At 73.7% G+C, this 22,971-nt stretch carries 17 protein-coding genes; 3 read left to right on the top strand and 14 right to left on the bottom strand.

Features of this window, described 5'->3' with window-relative positions; all coding sequences use genetic code 11:
- Positions 1 to 52: 52 nt before the first annotated feature.
- Complete coding sequence (locus ACZ6YG_RS29775) at positions 53 to 1,477, top strand: S28 family serine protease (RefSeq protein WP_466019815.1); 1,425 nt, start codon at positions 53 to 55, stop codon at positions 1,475 to 1,477.
- A gap of 41 nt (positions 1,478 to 1,518) precedes the next feature.
- On the opposite strand, the gene ACZ6YG_RS29770 is transcribed toward ACZ6YG_RS29775, so the two are convergent.
- Together ACZ6YG_RS29770 and ACZ6YG_RS29765 are read right to left on the bottom strand one after the other, a co-directional pair.
- Entirely contained in the window at positions 1,519 to 4,152 is a 2,634-nt protein-coding gene (locus ACZ6YG_RS29770; RefSeq protein ID WP_466019814.1) for an FtsX-like permease family protein, read from the bottom strand.
- Positions 4,149 to 7,160: an ABC transporter permease gene (locus ACZ6YG_RS29765; protein WP_466019813.1), complete on the bottom strand. Its 3,012-nt coding sequence runs from the start codon at positions 7,158 to 7,160 to the stop codon at positions 4,149 to 4,151. Before ACZ6YG_RS29765 ends, ACZ6YG_RS29770 begins: the two co-directional genes overlap by 4 nt.
- 215 nt (positions 7,161 to 7,375) lie before the next feature.
- On the opposite strand from ACZ6YG_RS29765, the gene ACZ6YG_RS29760 reads away from it, so the two are divergent.
- Entirely contained in the window at positions 7,376 to 7,987 is a 612-nt protein-coding gene (locus tag ACZ6YG_RS29760; protein ID WP_271276375.1) for a helix-turn-helix domain-containing protein, read from the top strand.
- 4 nt (positions 7,988 to 7,991) lie between these two features.
- Here ACZ6YG_RS29760 and ACZ6YG_RS29755 read toward each other — a convergent pair whose 3' ends face one another.
- Entirely contained in the window at positions 7,992 to 8,804 is an 813-nt protein-coding gene (locus tag ACZ6YG_RS29755; RefSeq protein ID WP_466019812.1) for a tryptophan 2,3-dioxygenase, read from the bottom strand.
- A gap of 156 nt (positions 8,805 to 8,960) precedes the next feature.
- Between ACZ6YG_RS29755 and ACZ6YG_RS29750 the strand changes: the two genes are divergently transcribed.
- Complete coding sequence (locus tag ACZ6YG_RS29750; RefSeq protein ID WP_219546296.1) at positions 8,961 to 9,389, top strand: Lrp/AsnC family transcriptional regulator; 429 nt, start codon at positions 8,961 to 8,963, stop codon at positions 9,387 to 9,389.
- Here ACZ6YG_RS29750 and ACZ6YG_RS29745 read toward each other — a convergent pair.
- The 11 genes from ACZ6YG_RS29745 to ACZ6YG_RS29695 all read right to left on the bottom strand — a co-directional run bounded on the left by ACZ6YG_RS29745 (position 9,373) and on the right by ACZ6YG_RS29695 (position 22,971).
- On the bottom strand, positions 9,373 to 10,497 hold the full coding sequence (locus ACZ6YG_RS29745) for an alpha/beta hydrolase (protein ID WP_466019811.1): 1,125 nt from the start codon (positions 10,495 to 10,497) through the stop codon (positions 9,373 to 9,375). The two genes, ACZ6YG_RS29750 and ACZ6YG_RS29745, sit on opposite strands and share 17 nt — an antisense overlap.
- 121 nt (positions 10,498 to 10,618) lie before the next feature.
- Positions 10,619 to 11,632 carry an LLM class flavin-dependent oxidoreductase gene (locus ACZ6YG_RS29740; RefSeq protein ID WP_466019810.1) on the bottom strand — a complete coding sequence of 338 codons (1,014 nt, stop codon included), beginning with the start codon at positions 11,630 to 11,632 and terminating at the stop codon, positions 10,619 to 10,621.
- Positions 11,629 to 11,955, bottom strand: coding sequence for a TIGR04076 family protein (locus tag ACZ6YG_RS29735; RefSeq protein ID WP_466019809.1), 327 nt, complete (start codon positions 11,953 to 11,955; stop codon positions 11,629 to 11,631). The genes ACZ6YG_RS29740 and ACZ6YG_RS29735 overlap by 4 nt, the downstream gene beginning before the upstream one ends.
- Positions 11,952 to 12,347 carry a DUF4440 domain-containing protein gene (locus ACZ6YG_RS29730; RefSeq protein WP_466019808.1) on the bottom strand — a complete coding sequence of 132 codons (396 nt, stop codon included), beginning with the start codon at positions 12,345 to 12,347 and terminating at the stop codon, positions 11,952 to 11,954. Before ACZ6YG_RS29730 ends, ACZ6YG_RS29735 begins: the two co-directional genes overlap by 4 nt.
- Positions 12,344 to 13,591, bottom strand: a complete 1,248-nt coding sequence (locus tag ACZ6YG_RS29725; RefSeq protein ID WP_466019807.1) for an amidohydrolase family protein — start codon at positions 13,589 to 13,591, stop codon at positions 12,344 to 12,346. The genes ACZ6YG_RS29730 and ACZ6YG_RS29725 overlap by 4 nt, the downstream gene beginning before the upstream one ends.
- On the bottom strand, positions 13,588 to 15,483 hold the full coding sequence (locus ACZ6YG_RS29720) for a hydantoinase B/oxoprolinase family protein (protein ID WP_466019806.1): 1,896 nt from the start codon (positions 15,481 to 15,483) through the stop codon (positions 13,588 to 13,590). The genes ACZ6YG_RS29725 and ACZ6YG_RS29720 overlap by 4 nt, the downstream gene beginning before the upstream one ends.
- Positions 15,476 to 17,173 carry a hydantoinase B/oxoprolinase family protein gene (locus tag ACZ6YG_RS29715; protein ID WP_466019805.1) on the bottom strand — a complete coding sequence of 566 codons (1,698 nt, stop codon included), beginning with the start codon at positions 17,171 to 17,173 and terminating at the stop codon, positions 15,476 to 15,478. The genes ACZ6YG_RS29720 and ACZ6YG_RS29715 overlap by 8 nt, the downstream gene beginning before the upstream one ends.
- Positions 17,170 to 19,233, bottom strand: a complete 2,064-nt coding sequence (locus tag ACZ6YG_RS29710; protein WP_466019804.1) for a hydantoinase/oxoprolinase family protein — start codon at positions 19,231 to 19,233, stop codon at positions 17,170 to 17,172. The genes ACZ6YG_RS29715 and ACZ6YG_RS29710 overlap by 4 nt, the downstream gene beginning before the upstream one ends.
- On the bottom strand, positions 19,230 to 21,095 hold the full coding sequence (locus ACZ6YG_RS29705; RefSeq protein ID WP_466019803.1) for a dipeptide ABC transporter ATP-binding protein: 1,866 nt from the start codon (positions 21,093 to 21,095) through the stop codon (positions 19,230 to 19,232). The genes ACZ6YG_RS29710 and ACZ6YG_RS29705 overlap by 4 nt, the downstream gene beginning before the upstream one ends.
- Positions 21,092 to 21,961, bottom strand: coding sequence for an ABC transporter permease (locus ACZ6YG_RS29700; protein WP_148033087.1), 870 nt, complete (start codon positions 21,959 to 21,961; stop codon positions 21,092 to 21,094). The genes ACZ6YG_RS29705 and ACZ6YG_RS29700 overlap by 4 nt, the downstream gene beginning before the upstream one ends.
- The gene (locus ACZ6YG_RS29695) at positions 21,961 to 22,971 is read right to left on the bottom strand and encodes an ABC transporter permease (RefSeq protein WP_148033088.1); all 1,011 of its coding nucleotides are present in this window, start codon (positions 22,969 to 22,971) and stop codon (positions 21,961 to 21,963) included. Before ACZ6YG_RS29695 ends, ACZ6YG_RS29700 begins: the two co-directional genes overlap by 1 nt.

Genomic DNA, 22,971 nt, shown 5'->3' with positions numbered 1-22,971 from the left:
GCAGATCGGTATAAGTGAGACGTCCTGCTCCTCGACGCAAACCAGGAGAAGCATGTCCCCGCGCCCCCGTCTGCTTTCGGCCGCACTCGCCCTCGCGTTAGTCACCACCGGCGCACTCGCCCAGCCGGCTTCGGCCGCCGCCGCGACCGCGAGCGCCGCTTCCGCCACCACCGTCGCCGATCCCCTGCTGGACAAGCTCGCCGCGATCCCCGGCCTGACCGTCGTCTCCGAGACCCGGCCGAGCGGTTTCCGCTTCTTCGTCCTCACCCTCACCCAGCCGGTGGACCACCGCCGTCCGGGCAAGGGCACGTACCAGCAGCGTCTCACCCTGCTGCACCGGTCCGACGACGCGCCCGTGGTGCTCTACACCGGCGGCTACGGCCTGGCCGTCAACCCGTCGACCTCGCAGACCGAGCCGACCCGGCTGCTGGGCGCCAACCAGGTCTCGGTCGAGCACCGGTTCTTCCGCAGCTCCCGGCCGGACCCCGCCGACTGGGGCAAGCTCGACATCTGGCAGCAGGCGAGCGACGAGCACCGCATCGTCCAGGCGCTCAAGACCGTCTACGGCGGCAAGTGGATCCAGACGGGCGCCAGCAAGGGCGGCATGACCTCGGTCTACCACCGCCGCTTCTACCCGGACGACGTGGACGGCGTGGTCGCCTACGTGGCGCCGAACGACCGGGTCAACCCCGCCGACCGCGCCTATGACGAGTTCTTCGAGAACGTGGGCGACGCCGCCTGCCGCACCTCGCTGGAGAACGTGCAGAAGGAGGCGCTGAAGCGGCGCGCCAGGCTGGTGCCGAGGTTCGAGGCCGAGGCCGCGCGGAACGGCTACACCTTCACCCAGTCGCTCGGCAGCGCCGACCGGTCGTTCGAGATGACCGTGCTCGACGCGGTGTGGGCCTTCTGGCAGTACTCGAACGAGAGCGACTGCGCGGACGTGCCGCCCGGCACGGCGACCGACGACGAGATCTACGACTGGATCGACACCGTCGCCGGCTTCTCCTTCTACACCGACCAGGGCATCGGCTACTACGTCCCCTACTACTACCAGGCCGCCACCCAGCTCGGCTGGCCCACGCTGAAGTTCGGGCATCTGCGCGGTCTGACCCGTTACCCCGGGCTCTACCAGCCCAACTCGGTCATCCCCGCCGAGCTGCGCTCCCACCACAACCCGCTGCCGATGCTGGACGTCGACCACTGGGTGCGCAAGCAGTCCAGCCGGATGATGTTCGTCTACGGGGAAAACGACCCGTGGAGCGCGGAGCGGTTCACGCCCAGCCGCCATGACTCGTACCTGTATGTCGCCCCCGGCGCCAACCACGGCGCGAACATCGCCCGCCTGCCCGACGCCGAGCGGCAGGCGGCCACGGACACGCTGCTCCGCTGGGCCGGGGTGACCGGCGCCCAGGCTGCCCAGCGCGGCGTGTCGTCCATCCCCGACGACGACATGCTCCCCGACCGCCGCACCTTCTGACCCGCCGCCGGGGCGAGGCCCGGCCTCGCCCCGGCCCGGGTTCAGGACCGGAGGACGGCGCCCAGGTCGCGGCGGCGGACGGCGGCGCCGTGCGCGTACGCGCCGAGCAGGGTGCAGACGGCCAGCCCGGCGGCCAGCGCCACGGGCGTGAGCAGTCCCGGCGCGTAGTCGCCGACGGGCAGGCCGCCGGCGGACGAGGACAGGTCCACGCCCGGCCCGAGCGCGACCGGCAGCCCCAGGCCGAGAGCGAGACCCGCCGGCGCCGTGACGAGGACCAGGGGCAGCAGCTCCAGCACGGTCAGCCGCCGGGCCTGCCTCTCGGTCAGCCCGAGCGTGCGCAGCAGCGACATCGCCCTGGCCCGGTCGGGCGCCCCGACGACCAGGGACAGGACGATCGCGGCCAGCGCGTACGCCCCCAGCGCCACCGTCACCACGAGCAGCGTCGAGCGGACCGTGCCGGTGAGCGGATCGGCCCGGATGGCGGCCAGCGCCTGCTCCTGGGTCTCCACGGTGGCCGAAGGGACGAGCCGCGCCAGCTCGGCGGGCGAGACGTCGCCCCTGATCAGCAGGGTGTCGGCGGCGGGCCATGGCAGCACCTCCCGCGGCACCAGCAGGAACGGCCCGCCGGGGCGGAACCCCGGAAGGGAGTCGATCACACCCTGGGTGGTCAGCTTCGCCGGGGACAGCCACATGATCTCGAAGGTGCCCCGCTCACCCAGGCCGGGCGAGAGCAGCGCGGACGTGCTCCCTTCCAGCGTGGGCAGGGTGATGGGCGCGTCGCCGATGACCCGCCGCCACTCCGGCAGGTCCACCGCGATGGCCACGGGCCGCTCCCCTGTGGGCCTGATCTGCGCCCGGCCCGTCAGCGCGAGCGCCACCTGCTCGACGCCGGGAGCCCGGCGTACCCGCTCGACGACGGCGGGCGGGATGTCCTCGTCCGACGTCAGCTTGATCGGCGCGCCCACCCGCTGCCAGGACGCGACCCGCTGCGTGGTGGCGATCCCGTCCGAGATCACCGCCGCGAACACCGACACGCTCAGCGCGGGCAGCAGGACCAGCACCGGCAGCACGCCGGCGGACCGCGCCCTGGCCGCCAGGGTCAGCCCCAGGAACGGCACGGCCGCCCGCCCCCGCGCGGCCAGCCGGACGAGCAGCCGCAGCGGGTACGGGTAACAGCGCATGGTGATCAGCGCGGCGGCGAGCGTCAGCGCGACCGGGATCAGCAGCAGGAACGGATCGCGCTCCGCGGAGCCGGACAGCCCGCGGGCCCGCAGCAGGTAGGCCCCCGCCAGCGCGAGTACGACGACCAGGGCCTCCAGCGTCAGCCGCCGCGCGGACGGCCGGACGGCGGCCACGTCGTCGCGGCGCTCGGGCAGCGGCGTGCGGTGGGCCACCACCAGCCGCGCCGCGGCGAAGGCCACGGCGGTGACGACCACGACCGCCGGTCCGAGGTGGGCGACCGGCGGCGCGGGCCCCGGCACGAGGAAGGACAGCCCGTACCCGGCCAGTGCCGCCGGGCCCACCGCGAACGCGGCCATCGCGGACCCCGCCCCCGCCACCTGCCACAGCGACCCGCCGCGCGCCCGCACCAGGGCCAGCGCGGGCGCCATCCGGTCGGTCAGCAGCCGCACGCCCAGCGCGATCACGCCGAGCGCGACCGCGAGCAGCCCGCCGAGCACCAGATACATGACGGTCCGCGCGGCGGACAGCCCGGCCTGGAACTCGTCGAGCACCTGGGGCAGCCCGGTGATCAGGCGGTAGCTGGTGGTGCCCGACCTCTCGACCGCCAGCCGCTGCCGGAACCCGGCGACCGCCGCGCCGGCCTCCGGCACGTCCAGCGCGCTCGCGGCCCGCCCGTCGACGGGGAGGACCCAGCGGTAGACGAGGTTGCGTGTCCTGCTGTTGAGCGCGGTCAGGCCCTCGTCGGAGATCAGCGCCGTGGTGTGGAACTCCTCCGGGCCTTCCAGCGGCACGACGTGGGTGACGTGCAGGATGTCGGGGTCGTGGTTCCAGGAGCGGTCGCCGGGGTCCTTCGCCTCGAAGACGCCGACGATCCGCACCGCGGCGTGGGCGCTTTCGCCGATCACTCTGGTCTGGCCGATCCGCAGGCCCATGACGCGGGCGGCCTCGTCCACGACGCCCACCTCGATCAGCGGGATGGTCACGCCCCCGTGGCCGGTCGTGGACGGCTCGCCGGGCTCGCGGCCCTGGACCCAGTCCACCCGCCGTCCGGCGTCGGACAGCCAGCCGAGGTTGACGAAGGTGCCGCGGGTCCCGGTGACGGGTGTGCGTACGGTCTTGGCGCTCACGTGGCCGTCCGGCCTGATCAGGGGGCGCAGCGCCGCCGGGAGGAGCCCGCGCCAGTGGCGGTCGCCGGCTTCGAATTGCGCGCGTTCGTGCAGGTCGCCGTCGAGGGTGACCGGCTGCCCGCTGACCGTCAGGTCGGTCTGGACGGCGTCGGCGGTGGCCAGCGACCGGCGCAGCGCCTCGTCGAACGACGCCTGCGTCAGCCTGGGCAGCCCGGCGACGAGCAGGCAGGCCACCGCCGTCAGCACGGCGAGCAGCGCCGTCGCGCCGGGGTGCGTCCGGACGCCGAGCACGGCGAGCCGCCCCGTCGCACCGCCGTGCGTCCGGAAGCCCAGCACGGCGAGCCGCCCCTTCACGCGGGCCCTCATCGCTCCTCCAGCGTCTGCCCGCGCCGCAGACGCCGCGCCAGCCCGGCCACGATCAACAGCAGCACCCCCGCCACCAGCGCCAGCATCGCGGCCGTGGCCGCCCACGGGACCTGGAACAGCACGCCGGGCGTGACCGCCGACGCCTGCCCGGTCAGCACGATGTGCGGCACCACCAGGTTCCCGACGACCACGGCGAGCGCGGTGCCGGACACCAGCGACAGCCCGACGACGAACGCCTGCTCCGTCACCAGCATCCCGAAGATCTGCCGGGAGCCGGCGCCGAGCGCCCGCAGGACGGCGAACTCGGCCCTCCGCTCCCGGGCCGCGACCACGGCGTTCATCAGGAACCCGAGCAGCGCGAACCCCAGCGCCGCGCCGAACCCGAGGACCAGCGCCCCGCGCAGCCCGCTGGCCAGCGGGTCGTCCCGCAGCTTCGCGGTCAGCTCGCCCCGGTCGACGACGGTCACGTCCCACTGGGGGTTCTCGCGCAGGATCGCGCGGGCCGGTGCGGTGTCGGAGGCGGCGAGCCACCATTCGGTCACGGGCCTGGGCGGCTGCGCCGCGGCCAGCTCCCGCGCCTGCAGCGTCTCCCAGTCGGCGAGCACGGCCTGCTGACCGGGGGCGCTCGTCGGCATGCTCGCCACGACGCCGGCCACCTCCACCCGCAGGACCCGGCCGGCGAAGGTGGCCGGCCCGGTCTGGCCGACGCCCAGGCCGAGCGAGGCGGCCAGGCCGGGGGTGAGCACCACGGGCAGCGGTCCCGGCTCCCGCGACGGGCCGAAGGCGACGGCGCCGGAGGGCACCGGCACGTCCCCTCCGTCCGCGCTCAGCCCGGTCAGCCGCAGAGCGGTCCGCCCGTCCGTGACGAGGCCGCGCAGCGACAGCGGGTACGTGATCGCGCCGGAACGTCCGGCCAGCGGGGTCAGATCGAGCTCGACCCGGTTCCCGCCCGGCCGCAGCCCGCCGAGCGGCAGGTCGTGCCACGCGCCCAGCGCGTCGGACAGCACCAGCCGCGCCGGCACGGCGGCGCCCGCCTCGACCCGCACGGTGAGGGCGCGCGGCCGGCCGGGCAGGTCCAGCTTGCCGGCGCGGTCCCCGGGGAGTGCCCGGGACAGTTGCGCGACCGTACGCGCCGACAGGTCGGGACGCAGGCCGAACAGCTCACCGAGCCGGGCGGCGTCGAGCCCGAGCAGCAGCGCGCTCTCGCCGCCCACCTCGGCCTGCCCGCGGAAGGCCGGGGAGGCCGCGGTGACGCCGGGCAGCGTGGTGAAGGCGGTGCCCCGGCCGAGCGGTCCCAGCTCGGGCCCGGCGGCCGGCCCGGACAGGCGCAGGCCCGCCCCCGCCCGGTGGACCGCCTGGTCGAGCTGTGAGGCCTGCCAGGTGGAGGTGGTGGCCATGGACAGGATGCCGATGGCGATCGCCATCGTGAGCAGCAGCGCGGGTCCCGCGTACCTGAGCGGCCGCCTGCCGACCTGCCAGGCCCCCAGCGCGGGGGCGAGCGTGGGTCTGCGCGACATCAGCCGCCCGGCCAGCCGCGACACGCGCGGCACCAGCCGCAGTCCCAGCATGCCGCCCGCGAGCAGGGCCAGCGCCGGGCCGGAGACGATCAGCGGGTCGACGCCGAGGCCGCCCGCCGCCGTCCCGGTGACCGGCGCGCCGTAGTGCTGGAGCTGCCAGATCGCCAGCCCGGCCACGGCCAGCAGCGCCAGGTCCGCGCCCGCCCTCTCGATCAGCCCGCGCACGCCGCGGCCGCGCGCCGTCTGCTCCTCCACGTACGTGCGCCGGGCGCCGGCGAGGGCAGGCAGGGCCAGCAGCACGGCCGCGGCCAGGGCCACGCAGAACGCGACGAGGAACGCGCCGGGATCGGCAGACGGAGTCAGGCGCACCCCAGAGGCCTCGATCCACGGCAGCCGGTGGACCAGCGCGAGCAGCGGCGGCGCGAGCCACGGCGCGGCGATCGCGCACGGGACCGCCACCAGCAGCGCCTCGCCTCCCGCCAGCGCGGCCAGGCGCGCCGTGCCCGCGCCGCGCGAGCGCAGCAGCGCCGTCTCCATGCGGCGGTGGTCGGCGAGCAGCCGCCCGGTGAGCATCGTCGTGTACGCGGCCAGCACCAGCAGTTGCAGCACCGGGACCAGCATGGTGGAGCGGGTCACCAGGGACGCGGTGGCGAGCTGGGTGAGGATGCCGGGCAGCCGGCCGGCGGTCAGGCAGTTCACGCAGCCCGCCGCCGTCAGCCGCTCGCGCACCTGGCCGAGCGCCTCCGCCAGCGGGCGCAGGCGGTCGAGCGTTAACGTGCCGAGGTCCGGCTCCGCGGTCCAGACGGCCCTGACGTTGGTGGCGAAGCGCGCGGTGAACGTCTCCCGCGCCACCATCAGCGGCCCGTAGGTGGTGTAGTCCCCGTGCTCCACGCCCCTGCTCAGCAGTTCCTCGCCCGCCCAGCGCTCGTCGGCGGGGTCGTCGAGCTGGAAGACGCCGACGACGCGGACCGTGACGGGGCGGTGGTCGAGCCGCCCCTCCGTGACGAACTCCCGGCCGGCGCCGAACCCGGTGGCCGAGGCCGCGGGCAGCGGGATCGCCGCCTCGACGACCGGCCCGCCGGTGCGCGGCCACCTGCCGGAGACCAGCCTGGCGTGCCGGTCGAGCCCGTCGTGGCTGCCGAACCTGAGCAGCTCGGGCGCCTTCTCGCCGTCCTGTCCCGGCATGACGTACGAGTCGGAGCGGAGGCTGACGGTGAGGGCCGGGGGTGTGCCGTGGATTCCGGTGAGCACGTCGCGCACGGCCCGGTCGTACCTGGGGAGGGTCTCGGCGGTGACCAGCGAGCTGATCGTGGTGGTGGTTTCGCGGTACGAGGCCGTCTCCATCGCCCGGCGGACACCGGCGTCCCCGATGCAGGAGACGTACATCGTCAGCGCCACCAGCGTGGTGGTCGCCAGCAGGATCGACCCGAAGGCGGCCAGGAGGAGCAGCGGCTCGCTGAACGCCCTTCTGACGACCAGCGGCCCCCGCATCCTTCCCCCTTCACCCCGTTCAGTGAACCTTCGGGGCATGGTGGTGGCGAAGCAAGGTGAGCTCTTCAACGGTGACGCACCTGATACGCCCGTGTGATGCGGAAACCGTTACATACCGGCTGACCATCGGGTTCGCCGGAAAGGGTTGGCCCCGGCGCCTTGCGTGAAATATGTTCATGCTGCTGAACAACCCCCCTTTTACCTGGAGGTCACCGGTGACGTCGGGAGGCCGGTCCGCGGACGAGCCCCGTCAGGAGCTCGTGGGCGCGCGGATGCGCCAGTTCCGCAAGGAACGCGGGATGACACTGCGCGGCCTGTCGGCCGGTTCCGGCCTGTCGATCGGGTTCCTCTCCCAGGTGGAGCGCGGGATCTCCACCATCGGGCTGGTCGCGCTGAACAGCGTCGCGGCGGCGCTGGACCGGGGCGTCGCCGAGTTCTTCGACGACTCCCCCGGCCACCAGCCCGGACGGGACGCCGAGCGGCTGCCGGAGCATTTCACCCTCACCCGGGCCCAGACGGCGGCGACCGAGTACGTGTCGGGGGCCCAGACGTACCGGATGCTGTCCTCGCGCGGGCCCAGCCTGGTGCTGGAGCCGCTGCTGGTGCACATCGCGCCGGGCGGGCGGCGGGAGCCGGCGTACGGGCACTCCGGGGAGGAGTTCGCCTACGTGCTGAGCGGGGAGTTGCTGTACGAGGTGGACGGGGTGGAGCACCGGCTCCACCCCGGCGACAGCGTCCACCTGCGCTCGACGGTGCCGCACAGCATGTACAACGACACCGACGAGGTGACGACGGTGGTGTCCGTCGTGACGCCCAGGCTGTTCTAGACGCTCAGATCAGGGTCCTGGCCGACCACAGCTCCGGGAAGATCTCGCGGCGCAGCGACCGCTCCAGCCAGCTCGCGCCGCTCGACCCTCCGGTGCCCGTCTTCGCGCCCATCGCGCGGCGTACCACCATGAGGTGGAGGGTGCGCCACCGCATGAACCCCTCGGCGACGTCGGTCAGCGCCTCGGCGAGCTCCCAGAGGTGGTCGCCGGCGCCGCGCTCGGCGTACACACGGGCCCAGGCCTGCTCGACCAAGGGCTCGGGCTGGTACGGCTGAGCCGGGTCGCGCGCCAGGGTGGTGGCGGGGATCTCGTAGCCGAGCCGGGCCAGCACGGACAGGGCGACGTCGTACAGGCTGGGCGCGCGCAGCGCCGCCAGCAGCTCGCCGTGGGCCTCGGGATTGCCGCGGTGCACCCGCGCCAGGGACTCGGACTTGTCGCCGAGCAGGAACTCGACCTCGCGGTAGAGCGCCGACTGGAACCCGGAGCCCTCGCCGAGCACCGGCCGGAAGGCGTTGAACTGGCGCGGCGTGAGGCGGTTCAGCGGGCGCCAGGCGGTGTTGACCACCTCCAGGTAGGCCGCCGCGCGGGCGATGGCGGCGGTCGCCGGGGGCAGGTCGGGGGTGCCGAGCAGGCGGGCGGCCAGACGCAGTTCGGTGCGCACCAGGCCGAAGTAGAGCTCCATCACCTGAGTGGTCACCAGGAAGGCGGGCTCCTCGGGCGCGTCGGTGCGCGCGCCCGGCAGCGCGCGCAGGGTGTCCGTGCCGACGTACTCGTCGTACGGCGTGGCTTGCGCGAAGCTCAGATTGGGGGTCACCATCGCTTCCTCCTCGTTCACCTCAATGTTCACCGAAGACGAACTGTGATGAAATGGCATGTCGAAGGCGTTGGGACGGGGAGACTTTCCGTTCTCAAAGCAGGACCGCGGGTACGCCTTCACCGCTGCCGAGAGTGATGGGTGGGTGCCGTGGACGCGATGGACTGGGCGATCCTTACCGAGCTGCAGGCCGACGCCCGGCTCTCTTTCAGCGAGCTGTCCCGGCGGGTGCACCTGTCCTCCCCCGCCGTGGCCGAGCGGGTGCGGCGGCTGGAGGAGACCGGGGTGATCGAGGGCTACCACGCGCACGTCGACCTGGGGCGGGCCGGGCGTACGGTGCGGGCGCTCATCCGGATGTCCTGTTACGGGGCGCGCTGCGTGCTGCGCCACGAGGAGGCGCTGGAGCAGCCGGAGATCGTGCAGGTGTACCGGGTCACCGGTGACACGTGCTGCCTGCTGGTGGTCGCGCTGGCGTCGATGGCGGACTTCGAAGGGCTGATCGACCGGCTGGCTCAGTACGGGCGGCCGTCGAGCACGATGGTGCTGTCCAGCCCCGTGCGGTGGCGGCCGGTCACGGAGCTGCCCTGAGCCTCGCGGCGATCAGCTCGGCGGTGGCGTCCCAGATGGGGGCGGCCGGGTCGATCACGTCGAAGTGGTCGCCGGGGCGTTCCAGGTAGGTGACGTCGTCGTCCGTCCCCGCGGCGGCGTACCGGCGGTTGAAGTCCACCAGGTCCGGGTCGTCCTGGGCGCCCTGCACGACGAGCTGCGGGCCGCCCAGCGGGAGACGGGCCAGCGGGCTGGATCTGGCGTACTCCTCCGGGATCTCGGTGCTGCGGCCGCCCAGCGCCATGGCGGTCGCGCCGCCGCTGAGGTCGCGCAGGTCGCATTCCACCAGGTCAAGCAGCCCGGCGAGGGAGACGGCCAGCGCGGGGGCCGGGCGTCCCGACTGCCACAGGTCGGCGGCCAGGCGCAGCGCGAGCTGACCGCCGGCGGAGTGGCCGATCACGGCGACGCGGGCGGGGTCGAGGTCCGAACGGTCACCGAGCGGCCGGTCGAGGTCCGGCAGGGTGCTGAGCGCCGTGTAAGCGGCGGCGACGTCGGACACGGTCGCGGCCCAGCCGTGCCTGTCCGGGCGGCGGTACTCCACGTTCCACGCGGCGAATCCGCGGGCGGCCAGGTCGGCGGCGAGGGCGTCCATGAGGTCGGCGGCCCAGATGGACCGGTAGAAGCCGCCGTGCAGCAGCATCGCCACGGGAGCGGGCCGCGTCCCCGGCAGGTGGAGCTCGCCGTACTGGTCGGGGTGCGGGCCGTAGGGGACGCGGCGGGGCCGGGCCGCCGCGCGGTGCACGACGTGCCGGATGGCCCAGGTCAGGCCCTGCGCGCCGCGTCCGTACAGGTGGGTGGCGCCGCCGGCCGGGTGCGGGCCGGTCACCCCCAGGTCCAGCCAGACCAGCCGCGACGCGTACGGCCTGGGCGGATCCATCAGGCCGCGCACCTCAGGATCGGCGCCGGGCAGCGCGACCACCAGTCCGTCCGCTCCGGCGGCGTCCAGGGCGACCTGGAAGGACGGCGTGTCCGGCGGCGAGACCACCAGCCCGGCGACCCCGAGCGCCGCGAACTCGCGCACGGCCAGCTCCCCGAGCAGCCCGAGATCCGCGACGAGCCCGGGGGCGGTGAGCACGGTAACAGTCGTCATGACGTCGCGGACCTCCGCATCGTGACAGCCGTCATCGCGTCGCCACGCCCGGCGTCGGGACGGCCTCGTGGTGGTCTGATCGTGTCGCCGCGCCCGGCGTCGGCACGACCCCGTGGTGGTCTCATCGCGTCGCGGGCCTCAGCATGGGGACGACCTCCGCCCCGATCAGAGACACGCCCTGATCGTTGGTGAGGCCGTGCGGGGTGCCGAACTCGACGCGGTGGACGCCCGCGTCGATCAGGCGCTGTGCCTGGGCTGCCACCTGGTCGGGTGTGCCGGAGAACGCGAACAGGTCCAGCAGGTCGTCCGGGATGAGCCCGGCCGCCTCGTCGTGGCGTCCGGCCGCGGTCTCGGTCTTGACCCGTGCCAGCAGGTCGGCGGGGACGTTCGCGGTGGGGTCCAGGTCGGCCACGACGGCGAGGTACATCGCCACCTCGCGCCGGGCCTTCGCGCGGGCGGCGGCGCCGTCGGCGGCCACGACGGTGACCGCGCCGAGCACGATGCCGACGTCCTCGGCGGACCGCCCGGCCTGTTCGGCACCCGGACGCAGCCGCTCCCTGATCACCGGCACCATCGCCGGGTTGGCGCTGCCGCCCACCTTGATCTCGTCGGCGAGACGTCCCGCGAGCGCCGCGCCGCGAGCGCCCCAGGCGCCGATCAGCAGCGGCGGGCGGGGACGCTGTACGGGGTAGCGCAGCGCGGTGCCGGGCGCCAGCGTGAACACCTCGCCGGAGAAGCCGGAGGTGTCGCCGCCGAGCAGCCGGTACACGACCTCGGCGCACTCGGCCAGCGCGGTCAGCGGGCGCGGCTGCGCCAGCCCCACCTCGCCCAGCCAGGTGCCGCGGGCCAGGCCCAGGTAGGCCCGCCCGCCGGAGGCCAGGTCGAGCGCGGCGAGCTGGCCCGCGATCTCGTACGGGGCCATCGAGTAGGGGTTGAGGCAGGCCGTGCCCAGGCGCGCCCGGGAGGTGGCGGCGGCCATCTCCAGCAGCGGGAAGATGGGCGGCTGGTACATCAGGTCGCCGAACACCGACACCACGTCGATGCCGTGCTCCTCGGCGATGCGGGCCAGCCGGGCGTAGTCGCCCGGGCGCTTGTCGCTCTGCAGGCCGATGCCGATCTCGAAGCCGCGGCTCATGTGAGGTCCGCCGAGTTCATCGGGCGGCGCCGGACGCGCTCCAGCCGCATGGTGAGCCGCTCCTCCGGGTCCGGGCAGCAGAACAGGGTGTCGCGTTCCAGCCAGTCCCCCGGGCCGAGGTCGCGCTGTTTGGCGGCCAGGAAGGGCAGGACGGCGGCCAGGGCCCAGACGCAGAAGTGGCGGCCGTCGGGAATCCGCAGGTGGGCGCTGTTCTCCAGCTCGAAGTAGTCGCCGACGGCCATGCCGCAGACCGAGCGGCCCTCGATCGTGTCGACGGTGACCCGCAGGTCGTAGATCTCCATGTCGGTGTCGCCGGTGGTCATGCTCCCTCACTCAGCAGCTCGGCGTGATGGTGGGCGATCAGCCAGCGGCCGCGCGTGTGCCGGAGCACGTCGGTGACCCTGGTGTGCTGGGCGGGGGCGCCGTGCGGCTCGGCCACCAGGACGTACCGGGCCACGCCCACCTCTCCCCAGACGTCGATGCGCTTGTCGCGGGCGGTCAGCGTGTCCATGACCGGCCGGCGGCCGGCGCCGTCCCGGGCGTCGCGGTAGGCGTCCAGCTCGGCGCGGGTGCGCAGGGGGCCCGGCAGGTGGGTCTCCCAGGTGGTCACGTCGGGGTGCAGGTGGCCGTCGAAGCGGGCGCGGTCGCCGGCGACGAACGCGGCGTACATGTCGTCGATGGCGGCGGCGATGTCCGCCTCGGCGTCCAGGGTCACGGTGTCTTCCTTCCAGAGGTCGGGGGGCCGGTCCGCACGACGCGGCCGCCCTTCATCACCCAGTGGACGCCCCGGTACGCGGACGCCGCGGCCAGGGGGTTCTCGTCCATCGCGATCAGGTCGGCGTACCGGCCGGGTTCCACGGTGCCGATGTCGGCCTCGGCGCGGAGCCAGCGGGCGGGGCCCAGGGTGGCGGCGTGGAGCGCGCGGGCCGGGCCGATCACCTCGGCCATGTGCTCCAGCTCGCGCACGGTCGCGTTGGTGCCCTCGAACGACCAGAACGGCGGCATGTCGCTGCCGAGCAGCACCTCCACCCCGGCGGCCACCGCGGTGGCGAAGCTGTCCAGGTGGGCGGGGCCGGCGCCGAGCGAGCGGCACTGCATCCACTCCGGCACGCCCAGCTCGTCGAAGAACTCCTTGCAGCGGGTGACCAGCAGGGTGGGCACCAGCGCGGTGCCGCGGGCGGCCATCCGGGCGGCCACCTCGGGGGTGAGCTGGTAGCCGTGCTCCACGCAGTCCAGGCCGAGCTCCACGGCCTGGGCGATCACGGCTGCGGGGCCGGCGTGCGCGGTGACCCTGCGTCCCCAGGCGTGCGCGGTCTCGATCACCGCCGCCATCTCGTCGGCGAACAGCTGGGGCGTGTCGATCGACTCGTGCTGTCCCGCGATGCCGCCGGAGATCATCACCTTGATGAGGTCGGCGCCGGCCTTGAGCTGGGCGCGGGTGCCGCGCCTGAAGCCGTCGACGCCGTCGCACTCCAGGGTGTCGGTGCCCTCGTGGCCGTGCCCGCCGGTGCAGACCAGGGCGCGCCCGGCGGTGAACATGCGGGGTCCGGGCACCCGGCCGGCCTCGATGGCGCGCCGGAGCGCGAAGTCGGCGTGGTCCTTCTCGGCCACGCAGCGCACGGTGGTGACGCCGCAGTCGAGGGTGCGGCGGGCGCCGTCGGCCATGTAGAGGGCCAGCTCGTGCGGGTTCAGGTCCTTGACCTGGTCACCGCCGGCGCCGGGGAGGGACAGGGACAGGTGGGTGTGCATGTTGACCAGGCCGGGCGTGACGTACGCGCCGCCGAGGTCGACGCGGTCCACGTCCGTCCGGTCCGCCACCTCGGCCAGGATCTCCTGCCGGGTGCCCACGGCCGCGATGCGGTCGCCCTGAACAAGGATCCCGGCGTCCTCGACAGGGCTCGCCCCGTCGGCCACCCGGCCGTCGGCCACGGTGCAGCCGGTGATCACGACCGTGTTCATCGCATCTCCTTGAGCATGGAGCCCCCCGCCGTCGGAGGTGGGGGCTTGAGCGTGGAGCCGCCCGCAGTCGGGGGTGGGGAGGGAACGGGGAGCGGCGCCGCCACGTCGTAGACGTCGCGGGCGGCTTCCGCTGAGACGTAGCCCTCGGCGACGTCGCGGCGGACCGCCTCGGGATCGCGATCGCGCGGGTCGCCGTGGCCGCCGCCGCCCGCTGTCAGCAGCGTCACGCGGTCTCCTGGCTGGACCTTGACCCGTTTGGTGCTGACCCGCGCCTCACGGTCGGTGCCGGGGAACACGATCACCTGGTTCGGGTCCGGCTCCAGCCCGCCCATCAGGGCCCATGGCCGCGACCTCGTCTTCTTGATCACCGACAGGAACTCGCCCGGCGTGGTGAACCGGATGTCGCGCCGCAGGCCCACTCCGCCCCGGTGACGGCCCGCGCCGCCCGAGTCCGTACGCATCTCCAGGCGTTCGAAGAACATCCCGGTACGCGCCTCCAGCACCTCGACCGGCGTGTTGCGGGCCTGCGTCTGGGCCAGGTGGTTGGCGGGGCCGATGCCGTCGTGGTCCGGTGTGCCGCCCCAGCCGACGGCGTCGTTGTTGCTGACGGCGAACATCCGGCCGGTGTCTGGATGCGTACCGACCATCATGAAACCGGGCACGTCACCCCCGGACGACGCCGGCAACCGCTCCGGCATGCCCTGCGCCAGCGCCTTGTAGATCAGCTCCAGCGCTACCGTGCCCGTCCACTGGGTGAACGTGGCCGCGGGGTAGGTGGCGTGGAACAGGGTGCCGGGCTCGGCCCGTACCTCCAGCGGCGCGAAGTGGCCCGCGTTGGTCTCCTCCCACGGGGTGGTGATGGCCTTGAACGCGACCCGGCAGGTGGCGATGGTGGCGCCCAGGGGGAGGTTCACCGGCCCTGGCGTCATCGCGGCCGAGCCGTCGAAGTCGACGGTGAAGCGCCCGTCGGCGATCGTGACCGTGACCCGCATCTTGACCGGGTCCTCGGTGATGCCGTCGTCGTCCAGCCAGTCCTCGGCCGTCCACGTGCCCTGCGGCAGCGCGGCGACGGCGTCGGCGGCCGACCTGGTGGCGGCCTCGACGGCCCTGTCCACGGCGGCGGTCACCAGGGGCGTGCCGTAGCGGGCGTGCACGTCGGCGAGGCGGCGTTCGCCGGTGCGCAGGGCGGCCACCTGGGCGTGCAGGTCGCCGATGACCAGGTCCGGCATCCGCGAGTTGAACCGGATCAGCTCATGGATCTCCCGCACAGGCTCACCCCGGGAGAACACCTTCGTACCCGGAAAAATCAACCCTTCCTGATGCATGTCCGTCGAATCCAGGACATAGCCCGGATCCTTGGCGCCCAGATCCATCCAGTGCGCCCGCACGCACACGAAGCCCAGCAGCCCGGGGTCCCCGTACACCGGGGCGAACAGGGTCGCGTCGTAGGAGTGGGCCGCGTTCCAGTACGGGTAGTTCAGCAGCACCACGTCACCGGGCAGCAGGTTCTCCCGCCCCACGTACTCCACGCCCTTGCGGATGGAGTAGTCGTTCGCGCCGAGGAACCGGCTCAGCCCGGTGGCCTCGGCGACCAGCCTCAGGTCCGGGTCGTAGACCGAGATCCCGTAGTCGCGCACCTCGTAGATGACGGGGTTGAACGAGGTCCGCTCCAGGGTGGCCCGCATCTCCTCGGCCACCGCGACCAGATGACAGCGCACGACCTCCGCCGTCGCCCCGTCCAGAGCGATGCCAGAAACCCCGGCACCAGACCGCGCAGACCCGGACACCCCGCCGTCCGACCGTGCGGATCCGGGGGTCGCGGGGTCCGGCCGCGCGGGGCCAGGCGTCGCGGGATTCGGCCGCGCGGGGCTGGGCGTGGTGGGGTCAGCCATCGTCCACGCCGTAGATCTCGCGGGCGGCCTCCGCTGAGACGTAGCCCTCGGCGACGTCTCGGCGCACCGCCTCGGGATCGCGATCGCGCGGGTCGCCGTGGCCGCCGCCGCCCGCTGTCAGCAGCGTCACGCGGTCTCCCGGCTGGACCTTGACCCGCTTGGTGCTGACCCGGGCCTCGCGATCCGTGCCGGGGAACACGATCACTTGGTTCGGGTCAGGCTCCAGCCCACCCATCAGGGCCCATGGCCGCGACCGCGTCTTCTTGATCACCGACAGGAACTCGCCCGGCGTGGTGAAGCGGATCTCGCGCCGCAGGCCCACTCCGCCCCGGTGACGGCCCGCGCCGCCCGAGTCCGTGCGCATCTCCAGGCGTTCGAAGAACATCCCGGTACGCGCCTCCAGCACCTCGATCGGGGTGCTCCGCCCGGCGCTGCCGGAGACGTGGGTCGCCGCGTTCATGCCGTCGTGGTCCGGCGTGGCGCCCCAGCCGACCAGGTCGTTGTTGCTGACGGCGAACATCTGACCCGTGTCGGGATGCGTACCGACCATCATGAAGCCGGGCACGTCACCCCCGGACGAGGCCGGCACCCGGTCCGGCATGCCCTGCGCCAGCGCCTTGAGGATGAGCTCCACCGCCACGATGCCGGTCCAGAGCGTGAACGTGGGCTGCGGGTAGACGGCGTGGAACAGCGTCCCCGGCTCGGCGCGGACCTCCAGCGGCACCGTCGTGCCGTGGTTGGACGGCTCGTCGGGCGAGGTCAGCGACTTGAGTATGACCTTGCAGAGCGCGACCGTGGCGCCGAACGGCATGTTGATCGGGCCAGGCGTGGCCGGGGCGGAGCCGTCGAAGTCGACGGTGAAGCGTCCGTCGGCGATCGTGACCGTGACCCGCATCTTGACCGGGTCCTCGGTGATGCCGTCGTCGTCGACCCAGTCCTCGGCCGTCCACGTGCCCTGCGGCAGCGCCGCGAGGGCGGCGCGGGTGCGGGCCTCGCCGTCCTCGACCATGCGCTGGACGGCCGCGTCCACGGTGGGGCGGCCGAACTTGTCCAGGATCTCCAGCAGGCGGCGCTCGCCGGTGCGCAGGGCGGCCACCTGGGCGTGCAGGTCACCGATGACCAGGTCCGGCATCCGCGAGTTGAACCGGATCAGCTCATGGATCTCCCGCACGGGCTCACCCCGGGAGAACACCTTCGTACCCGGAAAAATCAACCCTTCCTGATGCATGTCCGTCGAATCCAGGACATAGCCCGGATCCTTGGCGCCCAGATCCATCCAGTGCGCCCGCACGCACAGGAACCCGACCAGCGTGCCGTCGGCCTCCGGGTCCGCGGGATCCGGCTGGAACACCGGGGCGAACAGGGTCGCGTCGTAGGAGTGGGCCGCGTTCCAGTACGGGTAGTTGAGCAGCACGATGTCGCCGCGGTGCAGGTTCTCCCTGCCCACGTACTCCACGCCCTTGGCCAGCGAGAAGTCGTTCGCCCCCAGGAAGAACGTCAGCCCGGTGGCCTCGGCCACCAGCCGCAGGTCCGCGTCGTACATGGACAGCCCGAAGTCGTGCACCTCGTAGATCACCGGGTTGAACGAGGTGCGGATCAGGGTGGCCCGCATCTCCTCGGCCGCGGCCAGCAGGTAGCTGCGGACCACCTCGGCCGTCGCGCCGTCCAGCCGCACGTTCGCCTCGCTCATGCCCGAGCCTCCGGAGTGAGAGTGACCAGCAGATGACCGAAGGGGTCCACCTGGACGCGCTGCCCGGAGTGCACGACCGTGGTGGAGGTGCCCTCGTCGATCAGGGCGGGGCCGTCCAGGGCGTCGCCCGGCTCCAGCTTGGCCCGGTCGTACACGGCGAACTCCGTCACCGCCCGCGTCCCGAAGTCGTAGGCGTCCCGCCGGCCGGTGCGGGCACGGGAGGCGTCGCCGTCGCCGGGGGCGTGCCGGGGCAGCTCCGGCTTCTCGATGCGCCCGATGCCGCGCACCCGCAGGTTCAGGATCTGCAGCTGGTTGTCCATGACGTGCCCGTACCGGGCGTGGTGCAGCTCCTCGAACGCGGCCCGCACCACGTCGGGGCGCAGGTCGCGGCCGACGGGAACCGTCAGCGAGTGCTCCTGGCCGAGGTAGCGCACCTCCATGGCGCGTTCCAGCACGGCCTGCCCGGCGGGGATGCCCTGCGCGGCCAGCGAGGCCGCCGCCTCGGCCGCGGCCTCGGCGAACACCGACTCCAGCGCGGCCAGGTCGGCGTCCTCCAGGGTGACCATGACGGTACGCGACACGTCGTCCACGATGTCGGCCGCCAGCATGCCCCACGCGGAGAACCCGGACGGCGCGAACGGGACGATCACCTCGGGGATGCCCATCTCGCGGGCCAGGAGCGGCGCCAGCAGCGGCCCGGCGCCGCCGAACGCCAGCAGCGAGAAGACCCGGGGATCATGGCCCCGCTCGACCGTGATCTGCCGGACCGCGCCGACCGTCCTGGCCAGCAGCACGTCGAAGATCCCGGCCGCGGCGGCCTCGACGCCGAGCCCGAGCGGCTCGGCGATCTGCTCGCGCAGCGCCTCCCTGGCCGCCTCGTCGTGCAGGCGCATGTCGCCGCCGAGGAAGCGGTCCGGGTCGACGTAGCCGAGGGTCACGGCGGCGTCGGTGACCGTGGGCCGGGTGCCGCCGCGGCCGTAGCAGACCGGGCCGGGGTCGGCGCCGGCGCTCTGCGGGCCGACCTTGAGCAGGCCGCGGTCCAGGTGGGCGACCGAGCCGCCGCCCGCGCCGATGGTGCGGATGTCGTAGGCGGGGATGAGCAGCGGGAAGTGCTCCAGCTTCGCCTCGTAGGCCGCCACCGCCGCGCCCCGCTCGATCACGCAGGTGTCCAGCGACGTGCCGCCGATGTCGAAGGTCAGCAGGTTGTCGCGGCCGAGCGCGGCGGCGACGTGCGCGGCTCCGACGATGCCGCCGGCCGGGCCGGACAGCACGGTGTGCATGGGCGAGGTCTTGGCCACCCCCGAGGTCATCGAACCGCCGCCGGACCGCATGATCAGGAACCGGCCGTCGAAGCCGTCCTCGGCCAGGCCCGCTTCCAGGCGGTCGACGTAACGCTCGAAGATGGGGCGGATGTAGGCGTCCAGGACGGTGGTGCTGGTCCGCTCGTACTCACGGTACTCGCGCACGATGTCCGTCGACACCGACACGGTGACCTGCGGGTACGCCTCGCGGATGAGCCGCGCGGCCTGCTTCTCGTGCTCGGGGTTGAGGTAGGAGTGCAGGAAGCAGACCGCGATCGTCCGGACCCCCTGCTCCTCCACCAGGATCCGGGCGGCCTCCCGCACGTCGTCCGGGTCCAGGTCCTCCACGACGCGGCCCTTGTAGTCGAGCCGCCCCCGCACCCCGATCGTGGCGGCGCGCCGGACCAGGCTCTCCGGGCGCTGGTACTGGAAGTCGTACATGTGGTCCGAGGGCACGTTGCCCCGGCCCAGCAGGAAGACGTCACGGAAGCCCTCGTTGGCGATGATCCCGGTGGTCTCGCCGCGCCGCTCCAGCACCGCGTTCAGCCCGAGCGTGGTGCCGTGGATGAACAGCTCCACCTCGCGCAGGTCGGTGCCGAGCAGCTCGACGGCGGTGAGCACGCCCTCCCAGGGGCGGGCCGGGGTCGTCGGCGCCTTGCGGAAGCGGACCGCGTGGGTGCGCGTGTCCAGCTCCATGGCGTCGACGAAGGTGCCGCCGATGTCGACGGCCAGCCTGATCGCGGGCATGGGATGTGTCACCTCTCTGGTCCTTCGAGATCGGGAAGCGCGCCGGCGCGGCGGCAGGCCACGCGGGCGCGGCCCAGGGTCCGCAGCTCCTGCTCCTCGGTGCGGCAGGCGTCCTCCGCGAACGGGCAGCGCGGCGCGAGCGCGCAGCCGCCGCCCGGGGCGGCCTCCTCCGGGTCCTTGGTCAGGCGCACCCGGCTGGTCTCCTCCTCGCCGTCCAGCGAGGGCACGGCGGCCAGGAGCGCCATCGTGTACGGATGCCGCGGCCGGGCGAAGACCTCCTCGACCGGGCCCTCCTCGACGATCCGGCCCAGGTAGAGCACCACGACCCGGTCGCAGAAGCCGCGCACGGTAGCCAGGTCGTGCGAGATGAACACCGAGCCGCGGCCCCGCTCGGCCGTCACCTCGCCGATCACCTTCAGGATCTGCGCCTGTACGGTCACGTCCAGCGCGGACGTGGGCTCGTCGAAGACGATCAGGTCGGGCTCACCGGCCAGCGCCCTGGCGATGCCGACGCGCTGCGCCTGGCCGCCGGAGAGCTCGTGCGGGCGGCGCTCCGCGTACGTCCCGTCCAGGCCCATGCGCTCCAGCACCGCCGCGACCCGCCGGGCCCGTTCGGGCGCCTTGATCCCGGCGGCGCGCAGGGGCTCGGCCACCGCGTCGGCGACGGTGCGGCGCGGGCTGAGCGAGCCGATCGGGTCCTGGAACACGAGCTGGGCGCGGCGGCGCAGGGCCCGCAGCTCCCGCCCGCGCAGACGTGACGGCTCCTGCCCGGCCAGCGTGACCACCCCGCGCGACGGGGTGATCATGCCGAGCATGAGCCGGGCCAGCGTGCTCTTCCCACTCCCGCTCTCGCCGACCACGCCCACGGTCTCCCCCGCCCGCACAGTCAAACTGACCCCACGCAGCGCATGGTGCCCCCCCGCCCCGAACCGGCTCCCGTACACCACATGCGCATCCTCAACCCGCACAACCTCATCACCGGAACCGACGGAAGGGACGGATTCGCCGGACTCGGCGGACACCCCCGCACCTGCGGCCCGCGCGCGATCGGCGCGATCGGCGGAGCCTGCGGACTCTGCGGACTCGGCGGGGTGTCGGGTTGGGGTGGGGAGGGTGGGGACGGCGGAGAGGAGGGTGCGGGTGTAGGGGGCGGCTGGGGTGGTCAGGATGGAGGTGGTGGGGCCGTGTTCGACGATCGCGCCCGCGTTCAGGACGACGAGGCGGTCGCAGATGCGCGCGATGGACGCGAGGTCGTGGGAGATGAGGAGCACGCCGCGGCCCTCCTCGTCGGCCGCCTCGCGGAACCGGAGCAGGATCTCGCGGGTGAGGGTGACGTCCAGGCCGGTGGTGGGCTCGTCGGCGATGAGCAGCCCGGGGGCGCAGCCGGTGGCGAGGGAGATCATGACGCGCTGCGCCTGGCCGCCGGAGAGCTCGTGCGGGTAGCTGCCGAACCGCCGGGCCGCCGAGCGGATGCCGACGCTCTCGAACAGGTCCACCGCCGCCGAGCGCGCCTGGGAGGCGTCCATGCCCTGGTGGGTCACCAGGCGGTCGGTGAGCTGGCGGCCGATGACGCGGGTCGGGCTGAGCGCGCCGCGCGGGTTCTGGAAGCAGATCGCCGCGCCCGCGCCGCGGTGCGCCGCCAGCGCCGCGGCGTCCATCGTCAGCACGTCCCGATCCTCGAAGAGGACCTGGCCGGTGGCGCTGGCGCCGTCCGGCAGGAGCCCCACGACCGATCTGGCGATCATGCTCTTGCCGCCGCCGCTCTCCCCCACCAGCCCGACGACCTCGCCGCGCGCGACCGTGAGGTCCACACCGGCGAGTGCCTGTACGGAACCGATGGCGACCTTCAGGTCCCGGATGTCGAGCAGGGTCATCGGGTGACCCCCGCGCGTTCCTGCAGCCCCTCGCCGAGGAGGCTGAACCCGAGGACGCTGACCAGCAGGAGCAGGCCGGGCGGCACCGAGGTCCACCAGCGCCCGGCGACCACGTCCGCCGAGCCGAGACTGATCATGGCCCCCCACTCCGCCGTCGGCACGGTGACGCCGAGACCCAGGAAGGACAGCCCGGCCAGGGTGAGCATGGCCCAGCCGCAGTTCAGCGGCGCGATGACGCGTACCGGGGTGAGGCTGTTGGGCAGCACGTGCCGCCAGAGGGTGCCCAGGCCGGACGATCCCGACGTCCTGGACGCCTCCACGAACGGCAGCTCCCGCACCGTGCGCACCTCGGCCCGGACGAGACGGGCGTACGCGGGCGCGTTGACCAGGGCGATCACCAGGATCAGCTCGGGCACGCCGCCCCCGAGCAGGGCGGCGACCGCCAGCGCCAGGATGAACGCCGGGAACGCCTGGAACACGTCCAGGATCCGCATCAGCACGTCGTCGACCAGCCCGCCGCGGTACCCGGCGACGATCCCGAGCAGCGTGCCGAGCACCACGGCCAGGGCGACCGACGCGACGGCGACGCCCAGGTCCAGGCGGCCCGCGTGCAGCACCCGGCTGAGGATGTCCATGCCGTTGACGTCGGTCCCCAGCGGGTGCGCCCCGCCGGGCGGGGCCAGCGAGGCCGCCGCGTCGATCTCCTCGGGTCCCCAGCGGACCAGCAGCGGCCCGATCAGCACGGCGAGCACGACCAGCCCCAGGATCACCGACCCGGTCCGGATCAGCGTGGTGGCGAAGCCGCGGTCCGCGGCGGCGGCGGCGCGCGGCGGGCCGGCCTCCCCCGCCGTGGTCAGGTCGGCCATCAGATCCTCACTCTCGGGTCGAGGACGGCGTGCACCACGTCGGCGATCAGGAAGATCAGCGTGTAGCACAGCGCGATCACCACGACCGACGCCTGCACCACCGGGTAGTCCCGGAACAGCAGCCCGCGCAGCGCCCACTGCCCGAAGCCCTGCCAGGAGAAGACGTACTCCACCAGCACCGTCGACCCGATCGCGAACCCGAACACCAGCGCCGCCAGCGCGGGCAGCCGCACCAGGGCGGCGCGGGCGAGATAGCCGCGCAGCAGCGTGCGTTCCGGCAGGCCGTGCGCGGCGGCCGCCCGGTACGCCTCCGAGCCCAGCACCTCCAGCGCCGAGGCGCGCACGCTGCGCATCAGCGGCGCCACGATGACGACGACCATGGTCGCCACCGGCAGCACCAGGTGGCCGGCGGCCGACGCGAACGCCGGGCCGTTGCCGGTGAGCACCGCGTCCAGCAGGTCAGCGCCGGTGATCAGCGACAGGTTCGTGTCCGGGTCGACCCGGCCGCTGGGCGCCGGCACCCAGCCGAGGCCGCTGTACACGACCAGGATGAGCACCAGGCCGAGCCAGAACTCCGGCAGCGAGTTGCCCACCAGGGCCAGCACCCGCAGCGTGTGGTCACCGGCGCGGCCCGCGCGGCGCGCGGACCAGATGCCGAGCACGGTGGCCAGCACCGTCGCGATCGTCACGGCGATCACGACGAGCTCCAGCGTGGGCCCGAGGCGGACGGCCATCTCGCCCATCACCGACTGGCCGCTCTGGATGGACACGCCCAGGTCACCGGTGAACAGCCCGCCCAGGTAGTCCACGAACTGCTGCCACATCGGCTGGTCCAGCCCGTACCGGGCACGCGCCGCCGCCGCGTCGGCCTCGGTGGCGTTGGGGCCGAGGATCGTCCGGATCGGATCGCCGGGCAGCACGCGGACCAGCACGAACGTCACCACGACGACGCCGAGGAGGACGGGCACGGCCTGCAGCAGGCGCCGTGCGGCGAATCGGGCGATCCGCAC

This window comes from Nonomuraea sp. NPDC054003 (assembly GCF_055585125.1).
Note: the sequence above shows the minus strand (reverse complement) of the source record. Positions and strands in the feature narration are given on the sequence as shown.

Excerpts from the sequence above, each read along its gene's own strand:
- ACZ6YG_RS29735 (WP_466019809.1), bottom strand. The coding sequence starts at position 11,955 with ATGACCACCGGCGACACCGACATGGAGATCTACGACCTGCGGGTCACC.
- ACZ6YG_RS29750 (WP_219546296.1), top strand. The coding sequence starts at position 8,961 with ATGGACTGGGCGATCCTTACCGAGCTGCAGGCCGACGCCCGGCTCTCT.
- ACZ6YG_RS29770 (WP_466019814.1), bottom strand. The coding sequence starts at position 4,152 with ATGAGGGCCCGCGTGAAGGGGCGGCTCGCCGTGCTGGGCTTCCGGACG.
- ACZ6YG_RS29775 (WP_466019815.1), top strand. The coding sequence starts at position 53 with ATGTCCCCGCGCCCCCGTCTGCTTTCGGCCGCACTCGCCCTCGCGTTA.
- ACZ6YG_RS29745 (WP_466019811.1), bottom strand. The coding sequence starts at position 10,497 with ATGACGACTGTTACCGTGCTCACCGCCCCCGGGCTCGTCGCGGATCTC.
- ACZ6YG_RS29725 (WP_466019807.1), bottom strand. The coding sequence starts at position 13,591 with ATGAACACGGTCGTGATCACCGGCTGCACCGTGGCCGACGGCCGGGTG.
- ACZ6YG_RS29700 (WP_148033087.1), bottom strand. The coding sequence starts at position 21,961 with ATGGCCGACCTGACCACGGCGGGGGAGGCCGGCCCGCCGCGCGCCGCC.
- ACZ6YG_RS29715 (WP_466019805.1), bottom strand. The coding sequence starts at position 17,173 with ATGAGCGAGGCGAACGTGCGGCTGGACGGCGCGACGGCCGAGGTGGTC.
- ACZ6YG_RS29755 (WP_466019812.1), bottom strand. The coding sequence starts at position 8,804 with ATGGTGACCCCCAATCTGAGCTTCGCGCAAGCCACGCCGTACGACGAG.
- ACZ6YG_RS29720 (WP_466019806.1), bottom strand. The coding sequence starts at position 15,483 with ATGGCTGACCCCACCACGCCCAGCCCCGCGCGGCCGAATCCCGCGACG.
- ACZ6YG_RS29740 (WP_466019810.1), bottom strand. The coding sequence starts at position 11,632 with ATGAGCCGCGGCTTCGAGATCGGCATCGGCCTGCAGAGCGACAAGCGC.
- ACZ6YG_RS29765 (WP_466019813.1), bottom strand. The coding sequence starts at position 7,160 with ATGCGGGGGCCGCTGGTCGTCAGAAGGGCGTTCAGCGAGCCGCTGCTC.
- ACZ6YG_RS29705 (WP_466019803.1), bottom strand. The coding sequence starts at position 21,095 with ATGACCCTGCTCGACATCCGGGACCTGAAGGTCGCCATCGGTTCCGTA.